Annotated in this window: 19 protein-coding genes; 12 read left to right on the top strand and 7 right to left on the bottom strand. The window is 65.7% G+C overall.

The features are described from left to right. The first annotated feature begins 20 nt into the window (after positions 1-20). Positions 21-920 (top strand): hypothetical protein, encoded by a 900-nt coding sequence (locus HBE63_RS16350; RefSeq protein ID WP_166905675.1) that lies wholly within the window; start codon positions 21-23, stop codon positions 918-920. Between the two features lie 71 nt (positions 921-991). On the opposite strand, the gene HBE63_RS16345 is transcribed toward HBE63_RS16350, so the two are convergent. From HBE63_RS16345 to HBE63_RS16335, 3 genes are all read right to left on the bottom strand, one after another. Beyond that, a complete protein-coding gene (locus HBE63_RS16345; protein WP_166905674.1) occupies positions 992-2,824 on the bottom strand; it encodes a fatty acyl-AMP ligase in 1,833 nt (610 codons plus the stop codon). 94 nt (positions 2,825-2,918) lie between these two features. Continuing rightward, a complete protein-coding gene (locus HBE63_RS31455) occupies positions 2,919-3,470 on the bottom strand; it encodes a DUF4333 domain-containing protein (RefSeq protein ID WP_243858084.1) in 552 nt (183 codons plus the stop codon). A 27-nt stretch (positions 3,471-3,497) separates the two neighbouring features. Continuing rightward, positions 3,498-4,931, bottom strand: coding sequence for a peptidase (locus HBE63_RS16335; protein WP_166905673.1), 1,434 nt, complete (start codon positions 4,929-4,931; stop codon positions 3,498-3,500). Positions 4,932-5,166: 235 nt separating this feature from the next. On the opposite strand from HBE63_RS16335, the gene HBE63_RS16330 reads away from it, so the two are divergent. The 7 genes from HBE63_RS16330 to HBE63_RS16300 all read left to right on the top strand — a co-directional run bounded on the left by HBE63_RS16330 (position 5,167) and on the right by HBE63_RS16300 (position 11,927). Then, the gene (locus HBE63_RS16330; RefSeq protein WP_166905672.1) at positions 5,167-5,754 is read left to right on the top strand and encodes a peroxiredoxin; all 588 of its coding nucleotides are present in this window, start codon (positions 5,167-5,169) and stop codon (positions 5,752-5,754) included. 2 nt (positions 5,755-5,756) lie between these two features. After that, complete coding sequence (gene ahpD, locus HBE63_RS16325) at positions 5,757-6,290, top strand: alkyl hydroperoxide reductase AhpD (protein WP_166905671.1); 534 nt, start codon at positions 5,757-5,759, stop codon at positions 6,288-6,290. Positions 6,291-6,388: 98 nt separating this feature from the next. Then, the gene (locus tag HBE63_RS16320) at positions 6,389-7,726 is read left to right on the top strand and encodes an MFS transporter (RefSeq protein ID WP_371814764.1); all 1,338 of its coding nucleotides are present in this window, start codon (positions 6,389-6,391) and stop codon (positions 7,724-7,726) included. Then, complete coding sequence (locus tag HBE63_RS16315; RefSeq protein ID WP_166905670.1) at positions 7,723-8,736, top strand: LacI family DNA-binding transcriptional regulator; 1,014 nt, start codon at positions 7,723-7,725, stop codon at positions 8,734-8,736. Before HBE63_RS16320 ends, HBE63_RS16315 begins: the two co-directional genes overlap by 4 nt. A 114-nt stretch (positions 8,737-8,850) precedes the next feature. Next, a complete protein-coding gene (locus HBE63_RS16310; protein ID WP_166905669.1) occupies positions 8,851-10,053 on the top strand; it encodes a cytochrome P450 in 1,203 nt (400 codons plus the stop codon). Further along, positions 10,050-11,135, top strand: a complete 1,086-nt coding sequence (locus HBE63_RS16305) for a phosphotransferase (protein WP_166905668.1) — start codon at positions 10,050-10,052, stop codon at positions 11,133-11,135. Before HBE63_RS16310 ends, HBE63_RS16305 begins: the two co-directional genes overlap by 4 nt. A gap of 54 nt (positions 11,136-11,189) precedes the next feature. After that, positions 11,190-11,927 (top strand): SDR family NAD(P)-dependent oxidoreductase, encoded by a 738-nt coding sequence (locus HBE63_RS16300; protein WP_166905667.1) that lies wholly within the window; start codon positions 11,190-11,192, stop codon positions 11,925-11,927. Positions 11,928-12,001: 74 nt separating this feature from the next. On the opposite strand, the gene HBE63_RS16295 is transcribed toward HBE63_RS16300, so the two are convergent. From HBE63_RS16295 to HBE63_RS16285, 3 genes are read right to left on the bottom strand one after another with little or no spacing between them, the layout of a single operon-like run. After that, entirely contained in the window at positions 12,002-12,304 is a 303-nt protein-coding gene (locus tag HBE63_RS16295; RefSeq protein WP_166905666.1) for a hypothetical protein, read from the bottom strand. Further along, the gene (locus HBE63_RS16290; RefSeq protein WP_166905665.1) at positions 12,301-13,803 is read right to left on the bottom strand and encodes a class I adenylate-forming enzyme family protein; all 1,503 of its coding nucleotides are present in this window, start codon (positions 13,801-13,803) and stop codon (positions 12,301-12,303) included. The genes HBE63_RS16295 and HBE63_RS16290 overlap by 4 nt, the downstream gene beginning before the upstream one ends. Continuing rightward, on the bottom strand, positions 13,800-14,648 hold the full coding sequence (locus HBE63_RS16285) for an NAD(P)-dependent oxidoreductase (protein ID WP_166905664.1): 849 nt from the start codon (positions 14,646-14,648) through the stop codon (positions 13,800-13,802). Before HBE63_RS16285 ends, HBE63_RS16290 begins: the two co-directional genes overlap by 4 nt. Before the next feature lie 255 nt (positions 14,649-14,903). Here HBE63_RS16285 and HBE63_RS16280 point away from each other — a divergent pair, with 255 nt between their 5' ends. From HBE63_RS16280 to HBE63_RS16265, 4 genes are all read left to right on the top strand, one after another. After that, on the top strand, positions 14,904-16,493 hold the full coding sequence (locus tag HBE63_RS16280; protein ID WP_166905663.1) for a methylmalonyl-CoA mutase family protein: 1,590 nt from the start codon (positions 14,904-14,906) through the stop codon (positions 16,491-16,493). 2 nt (positions 16,494-16,495) lie between these two features. After that, positions 16,496-16,891, top strand: coding sequence for a cobalamin B12-binding domain-containing protein (locus HBE63_RS16275; protein ID WP_003880180.1), 396 nt, complete (start codon positions 16,496-16,498; stop codon positions 16,889-16,891). 1 nt (position 16,892) lies between these two features. Further along, positions 16,893-17,849: an LLM class F420-dependent oxidoreductase gene (locus HBE63_RS16270; RefSeq protein ID WP_166905662.1), complete on the top strand. Its 957-nt coding sequence runs from the start codon at positions 16,893-16,895 to the stop codon at positions 17,847-17,849. A 73-nt stretch (positions 17,850-17,922) separates the two neighbouring features. Further along, positions 17,923-18,939, top strand: coding sequence for a CaiB/BaiF CoA-transferase family protein (locus tag HBE63_RS16265; RefSeq protein WP_243858740.1), 1,017 nt, complete (start codon positions 17,923-17,925; stop codon positions 18,937-18,939). Positions 18,940-19,000: 61 nt separating this feature from the next. On the opposite strand, the gene HBE63_RS16260 is transcribed toward HBE63_RS16265, so the two are convergent. After that, positions 19,001-19,312, bottom strand: coding sequence for a 2Fe-2S iron-sulfur cluster-binding protein (locus HBE63_RS16260; RefSeq protein ID WP_162464448.1), 312 nt, complete (start codon positions 19,310-19,312; stop codon positions 19,001-19,003). Positions 19,313-19,377: the final 65 nt, after the last annotated feature.

The raw sequence follows: 19,377 nt of genomic DNA, 5'->3' as shown, positions 1-19,377 counted from the left end.
TCAGCATGGGGGAGTCGTGGATGAGTGGGAACGAGCCGACCGTCAGCACCGACGATGAGCGGCGTCGGTTCGTGCGCCGCCTGGCGTTGGAATCATTGGAACGTCGTGGAGTGCGGGTGCGTCCGGCCCCGCAGGACGCGCTGGGTGATGACTGGTTCATGGACCCGGCGGGAAATCACTACCGGCTGTACAACCTTCAGCTGCAATGTGCGCAACGTCCGCCGGCCGAGTGGGTAGGCGCCGTCGAGTTTCACTTCGATCAGCAGTTCACCAGTCGCTCCGAACCCGAGCCGGCCGAACTGTCGGACGCCGAGTTTCTGGCACAGGTGCGCACGCGCCTACAGACGCCGGACACCTCGAGCATGATCTCGATGCGATATGCCCGCCTAGTGTTCGACGGTCTGGTCGCCGAGTTGAGTCGTGACTTGCCGACGGTGGTGAAGACGGTGGGTGATGATGACGTCGCCGGCCGGGACCTGGATTTCCTCTATGAGGTGGGTCAGCGCAATACCGATGCCGAGCCTGTGACCGTACAAGCGTTGGACCGCAACGTGTTTGCGTTGACCGGCGATTCCTTTTTCATCGCCTCGAAAGCGCTGAACATGCCCCGAATGATCGAGACCGTGCTGGGTAGAGCCGCACCGCTGGGGGTGGTGTTCAGCGTGCCCCACCGTAGTCTGCTGTTCCTGCACGCCGTCGGCGAGTCCACGGCCGACGCGGCGGAGTGGATCGCTTCGGTGACGGTCGGGCGGACCGAGAATCCGCCCGGTGGGGCGGTCAGTCGCGACACCTACTTCTGGCACGGCGGCACAGTGCAACGCATCACCCACATCGACACACAGGCCCGTAGCATCAACCTGCTGCGCGACGGCGCCTTCGGTGAGGCGATGAGAGTCAGCTGTAGTCGAGAACAACACTAGGGTCGCGCCACGCGCGCCGGATCACGACCATAGCGTCGCATTCGGCGCGGCCAACCACGCCAAGGCGAGGGCTACTTGTCGAACTTCCCGCTCAAATATTCAGCGCGGCAAGCATTTCGGGCCAGCTTGCCGCTCGTCGTCCGGGGGATCACGCCGGCGGCGACCATGCGCACATCGGCGACCCGGATCTGGTGGTGGCGTGACACGGCGGCACGCACCGCGTCGACGATCGGACCGGGCTCGGCGCGTCCGGCCCCGGCGGCCCGCTCGGCGACGATCACCAGTTCCTCGCCGCGGTCCCCGTCCACCGAGAACGCGGCGACATAGCCCGAGCGCACCGCAGGGGAGGCCGCGCTGACGGTGGTCTCAATGTCGTGTGGGTAGTGGTTGCGTCCGTCGATCAGGATCATGTCCTTGATCCGGCCGGTGAGGTACAGCTCGCCGTCGATGTAGACGCCGAGGTCGCCGGTGGCCAGCCAATGCCCGTTGTCCGGCACTTCCCCGGCGTGGCTACCTGTCTCGAGTCGGGTCTGCAGCTTGTTGCCGAACACCCGCTCGCTTTCCTCGGCGCGGCCGAAGTAACCCTGGCCGACATTGTTGCCGTGCAGCCAGATTTCGCCGACCGTGCGATCGGCCAACTCGTCGCCATCGGGGCCCGCGATCACCGCCCACTGGTTCGGAATGGGCTGCCCGCAGGACACATGGGCCACAGCGCCTTCGTCGGTGGGAGCGACGGTCACGGCGCGCCCGGCGCTGAGCTGGTCGCGGTCGAGGTACACGACGCTGGCCGCGGCACTCGGTGCGATGCTGGCCACCGACAGGGTGGCCTCGGCCATGCCGTAGGACGGCTTGATCGCGGTGGCGGGCAGCCCATACGGGGCGAACGCGGAGGTGAACTTCTCGACAGCGGTCATCGTGACCGGTTCGGACCCGTTGAGGAGCGTGACCACGTTGGACATGTCCAGCGTCTCACCCTCGGGCGGCAGGCCGCGCTCGGAAGCCAGCTCGAAGGCGAAGTTCGGAGCCGCGGCGAAGGTGCGCCCGTGGGCAGCCTCTTCGGCCAACCGCTTGATCCAGCGGTACGGGCGGCGGACGAACGCCATCGGGTCCATCAGGCTGATGTGGCCACCGCACAGCGCCGGGAACATGACCATGATCAGGCCCATGTCGTGGTAGAGCGGCAGCCAGCTGACACTGCGGATACCGGTGTCGAGGTCGCCGGCCAGGACCATCTGGATGACATTGGTGCACACGTTGCGGTGGGTGATTTCCACACCGGCGGGCGTGCGGGTCGAGCCGGAGGTGTACTGCAGATAGGCGATGTCGTCGGTGTCGACCGTGGGGCTGACGTACATCTCGGCAAGCGTGTCCGGGACGGCGTCGACGGCGATCACGCGGGGCCGCTCGGCGGCGGGCAGCGTCTTGATGAAGGTGCGGACCGACTCGGCCGCAGAGGTCGTGGTGAGCACCACGGTGGGTTTGGCGTCGGCCAGCACGGCGGCCAGCCGCTCGGTGTGACCGGCCAGGGCCGGCGCGAACAGCGGGACGGCGACGTTGCCGGCGTGCACCGCTGCGAAGAACGCCGCGACGTACTCGACGCCCTGCGGGGCCAGGATCGCTACCCGGTCGCGGGGCTGGGTGACCTGCTGCAGTCGGGCGCCGACAGCGCACACCTGCGACCACAGGGCGTTCCAGCTGAGCTCGATGGCGCGGCCGTCGGGATCCGTCGAGTAGTCGAGGAATCGGTAGGACGGTTGGTCCCCGTAGATGAACCGATTGCGATCCAGGAACGACGTCAGGGTGACGCCGTCGGGTACGACAATCGTGCCGTCGTCGCGGACGTAATTTTCGATGTTCGACGTCGACGTATCAACAGCACTGGTTGCAGCGGGATCCCGACCCATAACCGGTAAGACTAATAGCGGCTCTAATAAAGCCTGGCAGCGCGGTCAGGTGTGGGTTGTCACGAGGCTCGGAAAATGTGTCGTGCGTCTCTATTTATCGAGGCCCGTCCACGGCATAAGTGCCGTTATCGTCGGTGAACTCCACGATCACCCTGCGCAGCGTGTCGTTGATCTCAACCGCGCATGTGAACGTCGCGCCGGTCCGCACGACCGGATTCTGGCCGTTGTTGCACGCCACTGCGACGACGCGGTTGGCCCCGTAGCCGTTGATCGGATCGGACAGGATCTGTGCCACCCCGGACTCGGCCTGATGGACGTCGAGTCGGGTGCTGTTGGTGTCCGCGCGGCTCCACACCCACAGTCCGGCGCCGATCACCGCGACTGTCACGACGGCGATCGCCGCCCCGATGAGCAGACGTCGGTCGGCGTGCTTGGGCCGGGGGTTGGGCTGCGGCCTAGACGGCGGCTGTGGTGCCGGCCGTGGTTGGTACTGGGGCGGCGGTGCGGGCCGCGCATGGTGCTGTGGCGGCTGGGGCGGCGACGGCTGCCGCGCGGGCGGGGGTGTCCATGCCGGCCGTGGCGGCGTGCCGCCCGGCATGGGCGCGCCACCCGGCCGCGCCCACCACGGCTGCTCGGGACCGTTCATCGTTTCTTCTCGACTGGACTCATCGGCTTACGGGAACCTCTGGTAGCACTGTGCGTCATCGCCTTGCAGGCCGGACCGGTAGGCCAGGATGCGGGTAAACCCCGCCGGCAGCACCCTGCCGTTGACGTCGCTGGCGGCCAGCCCGTTGGTGAGCAGGCTGCTGATCGCCTCGTCGGTGTCACCGGCTGACAACGTGATCGGCAGACCGGGCTCGGCCATCCTGGCCTGACCCACGCCGGTCAGGCAGCCCGTACGCATCGCGGCCACGGAAGTGTCCAGCGGGAGGCCCCTCTCGTGTTGTACCGCCATGGCGTACCGCGATGTCAGAACGGAGATCGCCGAGTTGTCGCCCTGCAGGAGCTCCTGTTCGTCGTTTTCGCTTCTGGCTTCCCCTAGGGCTTTCAGTCCATCCAGGTCGACCACGATGGTGTTGGTCGCCGGGCAGTAGGACGCCGGCGGAGACGGTCCGGCGTCGGGACACGCGCTCGGCTCGGTACTCAACGTGGGCGGGTTGATGGGTGCGTAGACCTGCCGCAGCGACTGCATGGTCTGGTCCAACAGATTCGCCGTGATCGTGCTGTTGGCGCTCTGCTGGCCGCCGAAGAAGTCGAGGAATTTCGGCAGATCACCGCGACGCTTGGTGATTTCATCGGAGTCCATGGCCGCGCACTGGTCGACGTTGCCGCTGAAGCCGATCTGGAAGGCACTGACCCGGTCCAGCGCGGACCCGTGCTCGTTGCCGGTGAGCGTGGCGTCGATCCGGGTCATCAGGGGATCACGGATGTAGATCAGCCCGGCCAGGACGTGGTTGAGCCCGTCGCCGGTGCTCAACTCGAAGCGCGGCGATTTTCCGGCGGCCACCCAGCGGAGGTAGACCCCGGCCAGGCAATCGGCCTGCTGCTCGGCCACCAGCACGGGCGTGCTCTCGTTGATCAGCCGCGCTTGTTGCTGGACGGCGTGGCCGTACTCGTGGGCCATCACCCCGACCACACCCATCTGGCCGAAATATTGCGCCGCCACCGGAATCGCGACGCCACGGTCCCACGCCATCACGTCGCTCTTGAGGCAGTAGAAGGCATTGGTCAGCCCGACCGTGTTCTGGCCGCAGATCTCGAGCCCGGGGGAGGCATCGGAGTTGAACGACACCAGCCGGGAAACGGGGGTGAAGGTTCCCGGCAGTGACCCACCGGTGTAGTTCTGCGACCAGAAGTCCTCGATGTCGTCGATGGCCAGCAGGGCCAGGTCGTCGATCTGCCCGCCGTCGGTGTTCTCGGCCCGGCGGGTCGGCGCGGGCGCCTCGGGTCGGGTGCCGCTGTGGCCGTCGGTCACCGGCAGGCCGCCTACCCGGTCGGGTAGGAACAGCATCGACGTCGCCCTGCCCCCGATCACGGTGGCGTTCCCGCAACCGGCCAGCAGCGCCGCACAACAGGCCAGACCGAGCCACCAGCGAAGCCTCGCCAACTGATCCGCCTTCCACGCGATACACCCCAGCCAGTTCTACCTGTTCGCGCCGACTTTGGGCATCGCCCGCCGATCTGGCCGGATCCGGTGACGGTCGTGATGCCCAGCTCACACTGATGTCGTTTGTGGGCATAATCACGGCTCAGTGAGTTGCTATAGCCATCGGCGGGGTCCAAGATTGAGTAGTAAATCTGGAATGATTCCAGAAAATCAGCGTGAGATTGGATAGCTTGCAATGGCACTTTTGTCGATTGGTTCTCAGTTCCCGGAATACGACCTGACGGCCGTGGTTGGCGGAGATCTGTCCAAGGTCGACGCCAAGCAGCCCGACGATTATTTCACCCGCGTCACCAACAAGGATGACGACGGCAAGTGGCGGATCATCTTCTTCTGGCCCAAGGACTTCACCTTCGTGTGCCCGACCGAGATCGCCGCGTTCGGCAAGCTCAATGAAGACTTCGAGGATCGCGACGCCAAGGTGATCGGTGTTTCGGTGGACAACGAGTTCGTCCACTTCCAGTGGCGCGCGCAGCACGAGGACCTGAAGAAGCTGCCTTTCCCGATGGTTTCGGACCTCAAGCGTGAACTCACCGCTGCGGCCGGCGTGCTCAACGCGGACGGCGTCGCCGACCGGGCCACCTTCATCGTCGACCCCAACAACGAGATCCAGTTCGTCTCCGTGACCGCCGGTTCGGTGGGGCGCAACGTCGACGAGGTGCTGCGCGTGCTCGATGCGCTGCAGTCCGACGAGCTGTGCGCCTGCAACTGGAAGAAGGGCGACCCGACGCTGGACGCCGGTGAGCTGTTGTCTGAGGCGGTCTAATCATGAGCGTCGACAACATCAAGGAAGCGCTGCCGGAGTACGCAAAGGATCTCAAGCTCAACTTCGGCAGCATCGTGAAGTCCACGGAGCTCAATGAGCAACAGCTGTGGGGTGCGCTGGTCGCTACGGCGGCAGCCACCAAATCGCAGCAGCTGCTGAAAGAGATCTCCGAGGACGCCCTGGACGTGCTGAGCGAGGAGGCCTACCACGCCGCCCTCGGCGCTGCCTCGATCATGGGGATGAACAACGTCTTCTACCGCACCAAGGGTCAGCTCGACGGCCGTTACGACGACCTGCGGGCTGGTTTGCGGATGAACATCATCGCGAGCCCGGGTGTGCCCAAGGCGGATTTCGAGCTGTGGTCGCTGGCAGTCTCGGCGATCAACGGTTGCGGGCACTGCTTGTCGGCGCACGAGACCGTGCTCCGCGACGCCGAGGTGTCCCGCACGACGATCTTCGAGGCCATTCGGTTGGCGTCGATCGTCTCCGGGGTGGCCCAGGCATTGCTCACCGCCGACGCGCTCGCCGGAGTCTGACGCCCAAGCCCGTAGGCTCCAGCCTCCGAGAACGAGGCTTATGCGCATAACCAAAACAGATAAACTCGCCTCTCGCGATCCGAGAGGCGAGTTTTCTGTTGACGGCACCGAAGCGAAACAACGGCATCGACCCCACCGTGCGCAAAGCGATCGTCGGCGCGTCCATCGGCAACGCGGTCGAGTGGTTCGACTTCGCCATCTACGGCTTTCTGGCGACCTACATCGCGGGGAACTTCTTCCCTGCCGGAAACGAAACAGCCGCGCTGCTCAACACTTTCGCCATTTTCGCCGCTGCATTCTTCATGCGTCCACTTGGTGGATTCGTATTCGGCCCGCTGGGCGACCGATTGGGGCGTCAGCGGGTGCTCGCCGTGGTGATCCTGCTGATGTCGGCCGCCACGCTCGGCATCGGCCTGCTGCCCACCTACGCCACCATCGGTGTGGCTGCGCCGCTGCTCCTACTCCTGCTGCGGTGTCTGCAGGGGTTCTCGGCCGGCGGCGAATACGGCGGCGGTGCAGTCTATCTCGCCGAGTACGCGAGTACCCGACGGCGCGGGCTCACCGTCACGTTCATCGCGTGGTCGGGGGTGCTGGGTTTCCTTCTGGGCTCCGTCACCGTCACGCTCCTGCAGGCTTTTCTACCGCCGGAGTCGATGGAGAACTACGGCTGGCGCGTCCCGTTCCTGGTGGCCGCGCCGCTCGGCCTGGTCGGTCTGTATATCCGGCTGCGGCTCGATGACACCCCTGAGTTCGCCAAGCTCGACGAGGCCGATCGGGTGTCCACCTCGCCGTTGCGCGAAGCCGTGGGCACGGCGCGGCGCGCGATCCTGCAAGTCATCGGACTGTTCATCGTGTTCAACGTCGGGTACTACGTCGTGTTCACGTTCCTGCCGACCTACTTCATCAAGGCGCTGCATTTCAGCAAGATGCAGGCGTTCGTCTCGATCAGCCTGGCCAGCCTGGTGGCATTGATCCTGATCCTGCCGTTGGCTGCGTTGTCGGACCGGATCGGGCGCAAACCGCTGTTGATCGCAGGCTCCGCCGGATTCGTGGTGCTGGCGTATCCGCTTTTCCTGCTGATGAATTCGGGCTCGGTGGCGGCGGCGATCGTCGGACACTGCCTGCTGGCCGCCATCGAATCGGTGTACGTCGCGACGGCGGTGACGGCCGGTGTGGAACTGTTCGCCACGAGGGTCCGCTACAGCGGTTTCTCGATCGGTTACAACATCGCGGTGGCGTTGTTCGGCGGGACCACCCCGTACGTGGTCACCTGGCTCACCGCGGCAACCGGCAACAACCTGGCGCCCGCGCTGTATCTGGTTGCCGCGGGCATCGTCTCGGTGGCCACCGTCCTGACGTTGCGCGAGAGTGCGGGGCAACCAATGCGTGGCGTGGACGACCCGTCGGATCAGCAACGTGCCACGATGACACCGTGAGTACGACACGAGGACGCCCGACGGGTTCGAAAGTCGGGCTGCGCCCGACGAAAGCCGACGTTGCCAAGCTGGCCAACGTCTCCACGGCGACCGTCAGCTATGTCCTCAACAACGTTCAAGGGCAACGCATCTCGGAGCAGACTCAGGCCGCGGTGCGCAAGGCGGCGGCCGATCTGGGCTATCGGCCCAACCTCGCGGCCCGCAACCTCGCCGTCGGGGGGAGCGGTGTGGTGCTCTACATCGTGCCGCGGACCGATCTGGGCGAACTGCCTCTCGAGGTCGGCAGCCGCCTCACCACCGCGCTGGGCCGGCACGGCATCGTGCTGTCGATGCAGCTCGAGACGGATGACGGCCAGAACATCGTCGACGCGGTGGCGAACCTCGATCCTCTGGCTGTTGCAGGGGTGTTCCCGCTCACCGGTGCTGCTTCCGCGGCTGTCGAGGCGGCGAGGATTCCGCAGATCTACCTGGGCAGCGAGAAGCTGCGCGCGCTCGGGTCGCTGCATCTGACCGTCGGAGCGATGCGGGTGGAACATCTCATGTCGCGCGGCCATACCCGCCTGGCCTTCGCCTATTCCGGCAGCGAGGTGCTGCGGCCGCTCGGTGACTACTGGTTGTCGGGCCTTCGGGTGGCTGCCGGCGAGCATGGCCTGCCCGAGATCGAGGTCGACAGCATGGCCACCGATGGGTCCGATGCGGCCGCGGTCGTCTCGAAATGGGTGTCGGCGGGCGTGACGGCCGTATGTGCGCAAAGCGATGAGACGGCGTTCGTGGTGCTGCACGGGATACGCCGGGCCGGCTTGCGCTGCCCCGACGATCTGGCGGTCATGGGGGTCGACGCGATACCGCTGGGAGCGGTGAGTTCCCCGCCGCTGACCTCCGTCGTATTCGACGCCAAGACCATTGTCGATGCCGCGGTGCCGGCCATGATGGCCGAACTCGGATATCCCACGGTCGCCGACATCGACGACAGCGACCCTGCCGGGCTCGTCGTTCGCGACAGCACCTGAGGCTTACAGGTGAACGGCATGCCGTAACCCCGTACGGTCTTGTCCGGTGGTGGCCCCGCCGTGTAACTTACGCGGGTAAGTAACTCTCCGCAGCCCTCAGAGAGGCGGACCGCCGTGAGTGTGAGCACCACCAATGACGTGTACTTCGATCCCTACGACGTCGAGATCAACGCCAACCCGTATCCGACGTTCGCCCGGCTCCGTGAAGAATTGCCGCTGTACTACAACGAGCAGTACGACTTCTATGCGTTGAGCCGTTTCGCCGATGTCAACAAAGCACTCGTCGACCACGAGACGTTCAGCTCGGCCCGCGGCGCGATCATCGAATTGATCAAGGCCAACATCGACATCCCTTCGGGCGCCCTCATTTTCGAGGATCCGCCAATCCACACCGTGCATCGCAAGCTGTTGGCTCGGATGTTCACGCCCCGCAAGATCAACGCGCTGGAGCCCAAGATCCGGGAATTCTGCGCCCAGTCGCTGGACCCGCTGGTGGGCGCAGGCAAGATCGACTTCATCAAGGATTTCGGCGCGATCATGCCGATGCGGGTGATCAGCGCGCTGCTGGGCATCCCCGAGGACGACCAGGAGATGATCCGCGACCACGGCAACGATCAGATGCGTACCGAGGCGGGCAAGCCGATGAAGGCGGCCCAGGACGGTCTGGTCGACGGCTCGATCTTCGAGACCTACATCGACTGGCGCAAGGACAACCCGTCCGACGACATCATGACCGACCTGCTCAACGTCGAGTTCACCGACGAGCACGGGGTCACGCGCAACCTCACCCGCGAAGAACTGCTGATCTACATCAACGTGGTGGCGGGTGCGGGTAACGAGACCACCACGAGGCTGATCGGCTGGGCGGCAAAGGTACTCGCCGAGCATCCGGATCAGCGCCGCCAATTGGTCGAGAATCCCGCGCTCATCCCGCAGGCGATCGAGGAATTGCTGCGCTTCGAGCCGCCGGCCCCGCACGTGGCCCGCTACGTCACCCGCGACGTGGAGCTTCACGGCCAGACGGTTCCCGAGGGAAGTGTGATGATGATGCTGATCGGCGCGGCCGTCCGCGACAGCCGCCAGTTCCCGCCCGACGGTGAGGTTTTCGACATCCACCGCGAGCAGCGCCAGCACCTGGCGTTCAGTGTGGGCACCCACTACTGCCTGGGTTCGGCATTGGCGCGGCTGGAGGGCCGGATCGCGTTGGAGGAGATGCTCAAGCGTTTCCCGGACTGGGACGTCGATCTCGACAACGCCATATTGTCGCCGACTTCGACGGTCCGCGGCTGGGATTCGATGCCGGCGTTCGTCCGGTGACCACCGCGCTGACGGTCCCCAAGGACTGGACCCAGGTCACGCCCGAGTGGTTGACCGCAGCGCTGGCCGACCACCACCCCGACGCGGTGGTGGACTGCGTGACCATCGATATGCGCGACGACGGCACCAACCGTCGGGCGCGCCTGGCAGTCACCTACTCGTCGGGGTCGGGGCCGGAGACCGTGTTCGCCAAAGCCGTCGATCCCGACCACAAGGAGATGATCAAGTACACCAGCGGCCTGCTACACGAGCCGAGGCTGTTCAACTCCAAAGTCGAGCTGCCGCTGGAACATCCGACGGTGTACGCGGCGCCGGTCGATGAGGGTGACGAAGACTTCATGCTGATCATGGAGGATCTGACCGCCCGCGCCGCCGATCCGCGCGATGCCACCAGGCCGTTGACCGTGGAGCAGGCAGCCCAGGGCGTGCGCGGTCTGGCCCGGTTGCACGGCGCGTTCTGGGGTGCGCGGGTGCGCCGTCCTGGGCTGGAGTGGCTGGAACCGTTCGAGCCGTGGGACGGTATGCAGTGGGCGCCGTTGCCCGCGGCTCTGGAACGTCTCGGTGACGATGCGCCCGCATCAGTGCATGGGCTGACGATCGACCATCTGGTGGAGGGGATCTGGAAGCCGTTCATCCGCACCCTCACTGCACCCGGTGTCTCGCAGACGCTGCTGCACGGCGACCCGCATATCGGAAACACCTATATAGTTCCAGGGCTGTTGCCCGACGGCGACGTCGGCTTCCTCGACTGGCAGGTGGCTCGCCGAGGCAACTTCTCGCTTGATCTCGGTTACTTCCTGCAGGGCGCTCTGACGACTGAGGACCGCCGCATCGCGGAGCGTCAGTTGCTCGAGGACTACCGGGAGGCATTGGAGCTTCCCGCCGATGAGCTGCCGTCGGCGGATGAGATCTGGCTCCGCTACCGGGCCTCGGTGGCGCACGGGTTGACCACCTGGCTGGCCACCGCCAGCGCGGGTGAGCTGTGGCAGCGCCCGGACATCGCCCTGGCACTGGCCCAGCGGTATTCGGCGGCCTACGAGGATCTGCAGACCGCGCAGGCCTTGGCCGATCTCATCGGTTAGACGGTATAACCAAAATCGCCCACGGATCGCAGCGGAGCCCCTAACCTGTCCGGCATGACAGGTGTGGTGGTGACGGGTGCAGCGTCAGGGATCGGTAGGGCCAGCGCGGAGGCGCTGATCGCGGACGGCCGGCGGGTTGCGTTGTGGGACATCGCTCCCGAGGTTCGCGATGTGGCCGGGGGTTTGGGTATGCCCTCCGCGGTGATCGACGTGTGTGACACCACTGCGCTGTCGGGCGCCGTCGAGGAGGCGGCTCAAGCGCTCGACGGCATCGACGGTCTGGTGCACGCGGCGGGCCGGGTGCTTCCCGAACCGGTGGGCGCCTACACCGAGGAGTCCTGGGACGCGGTGCTCGATGTGAATCTGCGAGCGCAGGCGCTGTTGATGCAGTTGCTGCTGCCATACCTGGAGAAGTCCGCGAAGGACGGCGGATCGCCCGCCGTGGTCGGTATCTCGAGCATCGAAGGCCTGGCCGCCAACCCCTTTATCCCGGCCTACTGCGCCTCCAAGGCCGGCCTGCTCGGCATGACCCGGTCGATGGCTGCACAGTTGGGCCCGTTGGGAATTCGCGTCAATGCGGTGTGCCCGGGCTTCATCCACACCCCGATGCTGCAGATCGCGTTGGACGTCGAGGAGATCCGCGCCGGCTTCGAACAGGCCGCACCGCTGGGCCGGCTCGGGCAGCCTGATGAGATCGGGGCTGCCGTGGCGTTCCTGATGTCACCGAAGGCGTCGTTCATCACCGGCGCGCAACTCGTCGTGGACGGGGGAGTGACCAGTCGTCACGCCTGAATGCGCGAGCAGACGCGTAGGTACCCCATTTCACGTCAAATGGGGTACCTACGCGCCTGTTCGGCAGAAAATATTCAGTCGCTGGCAGGAAGCGGCTTGGCCTCTTTGAGGCTCAGCGCGGTGGCCCCGACTGACAGTGTGCCGGCCCCGGCCTTGGTGACGAGCACCTCGGCGCCACCCTCGTCCACGTAGCGCTTGCCCATCAGATTGCCGTCGGAGAAGGCCCCGTCGATGGTTGCGCCCGAGTCCTTTTCGGCATCGAGGGGGACCATCGCGACGCCACCGGCGCGGAGATCATCGAGGCTGTCGGCGCTGCGCACCACGATGACCTGGGTGTCGCACACCTGGCTCTGCAGGCGGGTGCCGTTCTTGATCATGCTGACTCCTTGGAGATCGGTGCGAGTTCGTCGATGAGCTGGCGGCGCAGGACTTTGCCGGTCGGGTTGGTGGGCAGTTCATCGCGGAACACCACCCGATCGGGGGTGCGTGATCCGCGCAGTTGCTTGCGGACATGATCGCGCAGCGCATCCGGGTCGGGGGAGGCGCCCTCGACGGGCACCACGACGGCCACGATGATCTGGCCCCACTGGGGATCCTCGGGGCCGACGACGGCGACGTCGCGGACCTCGGGATGCTCGACGAGCACGTCCTCGATCTCGGCCGGGGCAATGTTCTCCCCACCGCGGATGATGGTGTCGTCGGATCGTCCGCCGATGAACAGGTAGCCGCCGTCGTCGAGCGTGGCGACATCCTTTGTCGGGAACCAGCCCTCGGCGTCGAGTACCGATCCGATGTCGGTGTAGCGGCCCGACACCTGCTCACCCCGCACGAACAGTTCACCGGTCTCACCCGCACCCAGCACAGTGCCGTCGTCGGCGCGGATCTGCACCTCGATACCCGGGACCACCTGGCCGACCGAGCCGAGGCGCCGAGCACCGGCCGCATCCTCGGCAGCCAGTGCTTCGCGGTGATCGTCGGGGCCCAGAACCGCGATGGTGGAGCTGGTTTCGGTCAATCCGTAGGCGTTGACGAAACCGACGTTCGGCAGTAGCTGCAGTGCCTTGCGGACCAGCGGCAGTGCGACCTTCGAGCCGCCGTAGGCGAGGTTGCGCAGGGTCGGTAGCTCGAGCCCGGCCGCTTCCAGTGCGGTGACGATGCGGTCCAGCATGGTGGGCACCACGGTTGCGGAGGTGACGCCTTCGGTGCGGACCAGCTCGACCCATTTGTCGGCGTCGAAGTGCCGCAGGTACACCATCTTCCGGCCGGCGTACAGGTTTGACATGGCCGCACTGACGCCGGCGATGTGATAGGGCGGTACGCAGATCAGGGCGGCGTCTTCTTCTGCAGCCGAGGCGAATTCGACGGTTCCGGTGATGTAGCTGGTGAGGTTGTTGTGAGTGAGCTCGACGGCTTTTGGCCGCGAGGTGGTGCCCGAGGTGAACAGGACGACCGCGACCGCGTCGGGATCGGCGAATTCGGCAGCGGGCTGGGCGGTGCGCGCCGCGCCCAGGAACTCTTCGGAGGTGATCACCCGCTTGCCGGCTCCGACGACCACGTCGGCGTACTCGGCGTCGGCGACCACCAGCGGCTCGGGCAGGCGCGCGATCAACTCGTGCAGACCGTCGCGGCTCAGGCGGTAGTTCAGCGGGGTGAACGGTACAGCGGCGCGGGCCGAAGCGAACAGCAGCAGCGGCAGGAGCGCTCCGCCGGTGCCGACATAGGCCACATGGGCGGCTCCGGCGGCTGCGATGACGCCGGCGCCGCCGTCGGCCAGGCCGCTGAGTTCCTCGGTGGTCAGGCGGAGATCATCGGAAACTATTGCGGTGCGGTCGGGTCCACCCGAGACCGCCATCTCGAGCAGTAGCGAGATGCTCATAGGCCCTGTCCCGGTGCGTCGATGAAGATGTCGATGATCGGATTATCCCCGCCGCCGTAGGGGGAGAGGTCGGTGACACCGGAAGAGGTGAGTACCTCAGAGTCGATGAAGGTCTGACCGTTGACCTCGGCAGCCGGGCGGGACAGGATCTCCACGGCCGCATCCGCCATGATCTCGGGCTTGCGGGACTGCGAGGCCATCGTGTCGCCATCCGCGAGATTGGTCACCGCGGCGGTGGCGATGTAGGTCTCGGGCCACAGGCAGCTGAATCCGATGCCGGCGTCCGCGTATTCGGCCGCCCAGCCCAGAGACAGCAGCGTCATGCCGTACTTGGACAGGGTGTAGGAGGGGTGTGCGCCCAGCCAGTAGGGGTTCATGTTCATCGGCGGGGCCAGCGTCAACACCTGGCCGTTGGTGGACTTGCGTAGGTGCGGCAGCGCTGCCTTGGTGAGCAGGAAGGTGCCGCGGATGTTGATGTCCATCATCAGGTCGAACTTCTTGGCCGACAGCGCCTCGGTGGGGTCGGTGGAGATGGCGCTCGCGTTGTTGATCACGATGTCGACGCCACCGAAGTGCTCGACCGCGGCCTCGACCGCGCGGGCCACGTCCTCTTCCTTGCGCACATCGCCCACGACCGCGACTCCCTTGCCTCCGGCGGCTTCCACCTCGGCGACGGCGGTGTGCACGGTGCCGGGAAGCTTGGGATGAGGTTCTGCGGTCTTGGCCAAGAGCACCACGTTCGCTCCGCGGCGGGCTGCGCCGAGCGCGATCGCCAGCCCGATCCCGCGACTGCCGCCGGATACGACCAGCGTGCGATCGGTGAATGACTCCTGCTGGCTGGACATGGTCCTCCTCGTCGAGCGCAGCGTCCGCTATGCGCCGTGTGTCAACCCTACCCAAATGGTATTGGCATTCTCATTTTTAGCAAGTGTCGTAATCATACGGTGCGGCGGTTGAAGAATCGGCGTCCACCTGACCTGTTCGTTGGTGTCGCCGGCAGTCCTCAGTGCGCAGGTCGGAGCACCCCTGCCCAGTACAGGCACCACATTTCCACCACGCGGTATTGGCATTCTCATTTTTAGCAAGTACGTTATCCACTGATGAGCGAGCAAGACGTCCCTCCGGTGGAGACTCCGTCCGGCATCCCGCTGGCGCCCGTTTATGGGCCGAGCGACCGCGCGGTCGAGCCGCCTGCCCCCGGGACCTATCCCTTCACCCGCGGCAACTTCGCCTCCGGCTACCGCGGGAAGACCTGGACCTTCCGGCAGTATTCGGGCTTCGGCACCGCTGAGGAATCCAACCGCCGGTACCGCTACCTGCTCGATCAGGGTGGGACGGGCCTGTCGGTGGCGCTGGACCTGCCCACCCAGTGCGGCTATGACTCCGATGACGAAGAATACGGTGAGGAAGTCGGCCGCGTCGGTGTTGCGGTCGACACCCTGGCCGACGCCGAGATCCTGTTCGACAGCATTCCGCTGGACAAGATCAGCACCAGCTTCACCATCAACGGCACTGCGGCCATCCTGCTGGCCTTCTACGTCGCTGCGGCCGAGAAGAAGGGCGTGCCCCGCGAGAAGCTCACCGGCACCATCCAGAACGACATCCTCAAGGAATACGCGTCGCGCGGCACCTGGATCTGGCCGCCCGAGCCGTCACTGCGGCTGATCGCCGACACGATCGAGTTCTGTGCGGCCGAGGTGCCCCGGTTCAACGCGATCTCGGTGGCCGGCGCGCACTTCCGCGACGCGGGCGCCAATGCCGTGCAGGAGATGTCGTTCACACTGGCCGATGGCGTCACCTACTGCGACACCGTCGTCGAACGCGGCCGGATGACGATCGACAAGTTCGCCCCGCAGATCTCCTTCTTCTTCTACACCCACGGTGACTTCTTCGAGGAGATCGCCAAATACCGTGCCGGCCGGCGACGTTGGGCCACGATCGTGCGGGAGCGCTACGGCGCGACCACCGACAAGGCCTCGATGTTCCGGTTCGGATGTGTGGCGGGTGGAGCGTCTCTGTATGCGCCGCAGGCACAGAACAACCTGGTCCGGGTCGCCTATGAGTCGTTGGCGGCGGTGCTCGGCGGCGTGCAGTCGATGTTCACTGCGGCGTGGGATGAACCGTTTGCCTTGCCGAGTGAGGAATCGGCGACGCTGGCCCTGCGCACCCAGCAGATCCTGGCCTACGAAACCGGTGTCACCAAGGTCGCCGATCCGCTCGGCGGGTCCTACTTCGTCGAGGCGCTCACCGACGCCACGGAAGCCAAGATCATCGAGATCATGGACGACCTGGAGAAGCACGGCGGCATGGTGAGGTGCATCGAGGACGGCTACCTGCAGGGCCTGATCGCTGACGAGGCCTACAAGATTCACCAGGAGACCGAATCGGGCGAGCGGCCGGTGGTCGGGGTCAATCGATTCGTCACCGACGAGCCGGCGCCGGACATCGACACCTACGAGCTCGACGCCGAGGGCCGCGATCTACAACTCAAGCGACTGGCGAAGGTCAAGGCCGAGCGCGACGACGTCGCAGTCAAAGAGACTTTGGCCGCGTTGGCCAGGGGTGCCGAGGGTGATGACAACCTGATGCACCGGTTGATCGACTGCGCGAATGCGTATTGCACAGTGGGGGAGATGGTGTCGACCTTGAAGTCGGTGTGGGGCGAGTTTCAGCAGCCGGTGGTGTTCTAGTTATGGCTACTCGCGTACTCGTCGCCAAGCCCGGTCTCGACGGTCACGACCGCGGCGCCAAGATCGTCGCGCGCACCCTGCGTGATGCTGGATTCGAGGTCATCTACACCGGCATCCGGCAGCGCATCGAGGACATCGTCTCCATCGCGCTGCAGGAAGACGTTGCGCTGGTCGGCCTTTCGATCCTGTCCGGCGCGCACGTCGCGCTGACCACCCGGACTGTCGAGGCACTGCGGGCAGCCGACGCCGGTGACATCGCCGTCGTTGTCGGAGGCACCATCCCGCAGTCCGATGTGCAGAAACTCCTCGATGCCGGTGCGGCAGCGGTGTTCCCAACCGGAACGTCGCTCGAAACCCTCGTGACCGATGTTCGTGCGCTGACAGAGAAAGCGAGCTGACATGCGCCTTGGTGTGATGATCGGGGCCGAGCGCGGCGATATGGCCCGCAAGGTCTCCAAGCTGATCTCCGACATCCAGTGGGCCGAATCGGCCGGGCTGGATAGTGCGTGGATGCCGCAGGTGCCCAACGACTTCGACCTGCTCAGCATGGTGGCGCTGATGGCGTCGAACACGTCGCGCATCGAACTCGGCACCGCGGTGGTGCCGCTGCAAGCGCAGCATCCGATCGCGCTGGCTCGGCAGGCGCTGTCGGTGCACGCCATCTCTGGTGGCCGGCTGGCCCTGGGCGTCGGGCCCTCGCATCACTGGATCGTCCGCGACATGCTGGGCCTGCCCTATGACAAGCCGGCCGCCTACACCCGGGACTACCTGCAGGTGCTGAACGCAGCCATCTCCGGACCCGGAGACGTTGACGTGGAGAACGATTCCTTCACCGTGCACAACCCGACGGTGCTTGCCGCCGACACCCCGATGCCGGTGCTGGTGTCGGCACTGGGCCCGGTGATGCTGCAGATCGCCGGCGAGCACGCCGACGGGACCTCGTTGTGGATGGCCGACGAGAAGGCGATCGGCGAGCACATCGCCCCGAAGATCAACAAGGCCGCCGCCGAAGCCGGTAAGCCCGCGCCACGCATCGTCGCAGGCATCCCGGTCACGCTGTGCGCCAACTCCGAGATCGAGGAAGCCAAGGACCGGGCCAACCGTGTCCTCGCCGAAGCCGAGACCTCGCCCAACTACCAGCGGCTGCTGGACCGCGGCGAGGCCCGCAACGTCGGCGATCTGCTCGCTGCGGGCGACGAGGAATCAATCCTGAAGCGATTCAAGCAGTTCGCCGATGCCGGAGTGACGGACCTGTCGGTGCGGTTGCTGCCGATCGGGGAGAACCGCGACGAGCTGATCGCGTCGAAGTACCGGACGCGTGAGGTGATCGCCGAGCTCGCCAAGGCTGTCCGATGAGCGCTTGCGCGAAGAGAAGGGTGCTTGAGTGAGCGGGCCTCTTTCCGGTATCCGCGTCATCGAGGTCGGCGTGATGCTTGCCGGTCCGTACGCCACCATGATGCTGGCTGACCTGGGCGCCGAGGTGATCAAGGTCGAACCGCCGGGCGGGGAGATCTCACGCCAGGTCAGTGACAGCTATTTCGCCAGCCTCAATCGGGGTAAGCGCAGCATCTGCCTCGATCTCGCCTCGGAGGCCGGTCAGGCGAAACTCGGTGAGCTGGTGGCTGATTCGCATGCGCTGCTGGTGAACATGAAGCCGTCGGTGATCCGCAGGCTGGGCCTGACCTATGCGGCGCTTTCGTGCTTCAACCCTGAGATTGTCTGTGTCGCGATGACGGGATTCGGACTAAACGGGGGAGACGACCCGGCGTTCGATTACGTCATCCAGGCCGCCACCGGGGTGGCCGCGATGACCGGCGATCCCGACGGCCCGCCCACGCTGCCGGGCTACTCGTCGGCGGACAACTCGACAGGACTGACCGCTGCGCTGGGCCTGTTGGCGATGATCGTCTCGGGCAAGGGCGGGCAGGTGGATGTCTCGCTGCGTGATGTCATGCTCTCGCAGCTGAACTACCGCGCTTCGGCATACCTCAACGATGGCGCCGAGCCGCGCCGCCATCCGTTTGGCGCACATTCCTATTACGTACCCGCGCAGCTGTTCCCGACCGCCGACGGCTATCTGGCATTGTTCATCACCCACGACGGGTTCTGGAAGTCGTTCGCCGGTGAAGCCGGGGTCGAGGGTTTCGAGACCATGGCCGAACGGGCGGCGCGGCGACATGAGGTGCTCGACGTGGTGACGGCGGCGCTGGCCACCGATACCGCTGCGGGCTGGGAGTCACGCCTCAAGCCGCTGGGGATTCCGGCGGCGGCGGTGCGCACGCTGCCGCAGGCGCTGGACGCGACGCCCGAGATGCTGGTGACGGCTGGGGATTTCCGGTTGGTAGGAAGCCCGGTGCACGTCGCCGGGTACACACCGGACTACCGGCCCGCGCCGGTGTTCGATGAGTACGGCCAACCTTCGTCGGTTTCTGCACCAGGGTCGTGACCGCTCGAAATTGGCAGCCCTGCGGTAGAAACCGGTGGCACTCTTGTCCGTCGGAACGGGCTCAATCCTCGTCGTAGGAGACCGTCACCGAGTCGCAGTCAGGCACCGCCTGGCAGGTCAGAACGTAGCCATCGGCCACCTCGTCGTCGTCGAGTGCGTCGTTGACCCGCATGGTTGCGGTGCCCTCGAGGAGCTTGGCCATGCACGTGCCGCAGTTGCCGGCTTCGCACGAGAATGGCGGTGTCATGCCGGCCCGGCGCGCGCTCTCCAGCAGCGTTTCGCCCTGCCGGCGCGGCACGGACAACTGCTCGCGATCGAACACGATCGTGACCTTGCCGTCCGCTTCGCTGCCGGCCATCGGTTCTGCGGTCATGTGACTCCCCTGTGCACGTACGTTCTGATATGAAGAGAATACCATTCTCGCTAAATGATAGTATC

The sequence above is a fragment of the Mycobacterium sp. DL440 genome (assembly GCF_011745145.1).
In the GTDB taxonomy this organism is placed as follows: domain Bacteria; phylum Actinomycetota; class Actinomycetes; order Mycobacteriales; family Mycobacteriaceae; genus Mycobacterium.
This window is presented reverse-complemented; position numbering and strand designations above follow the sequence as displayed.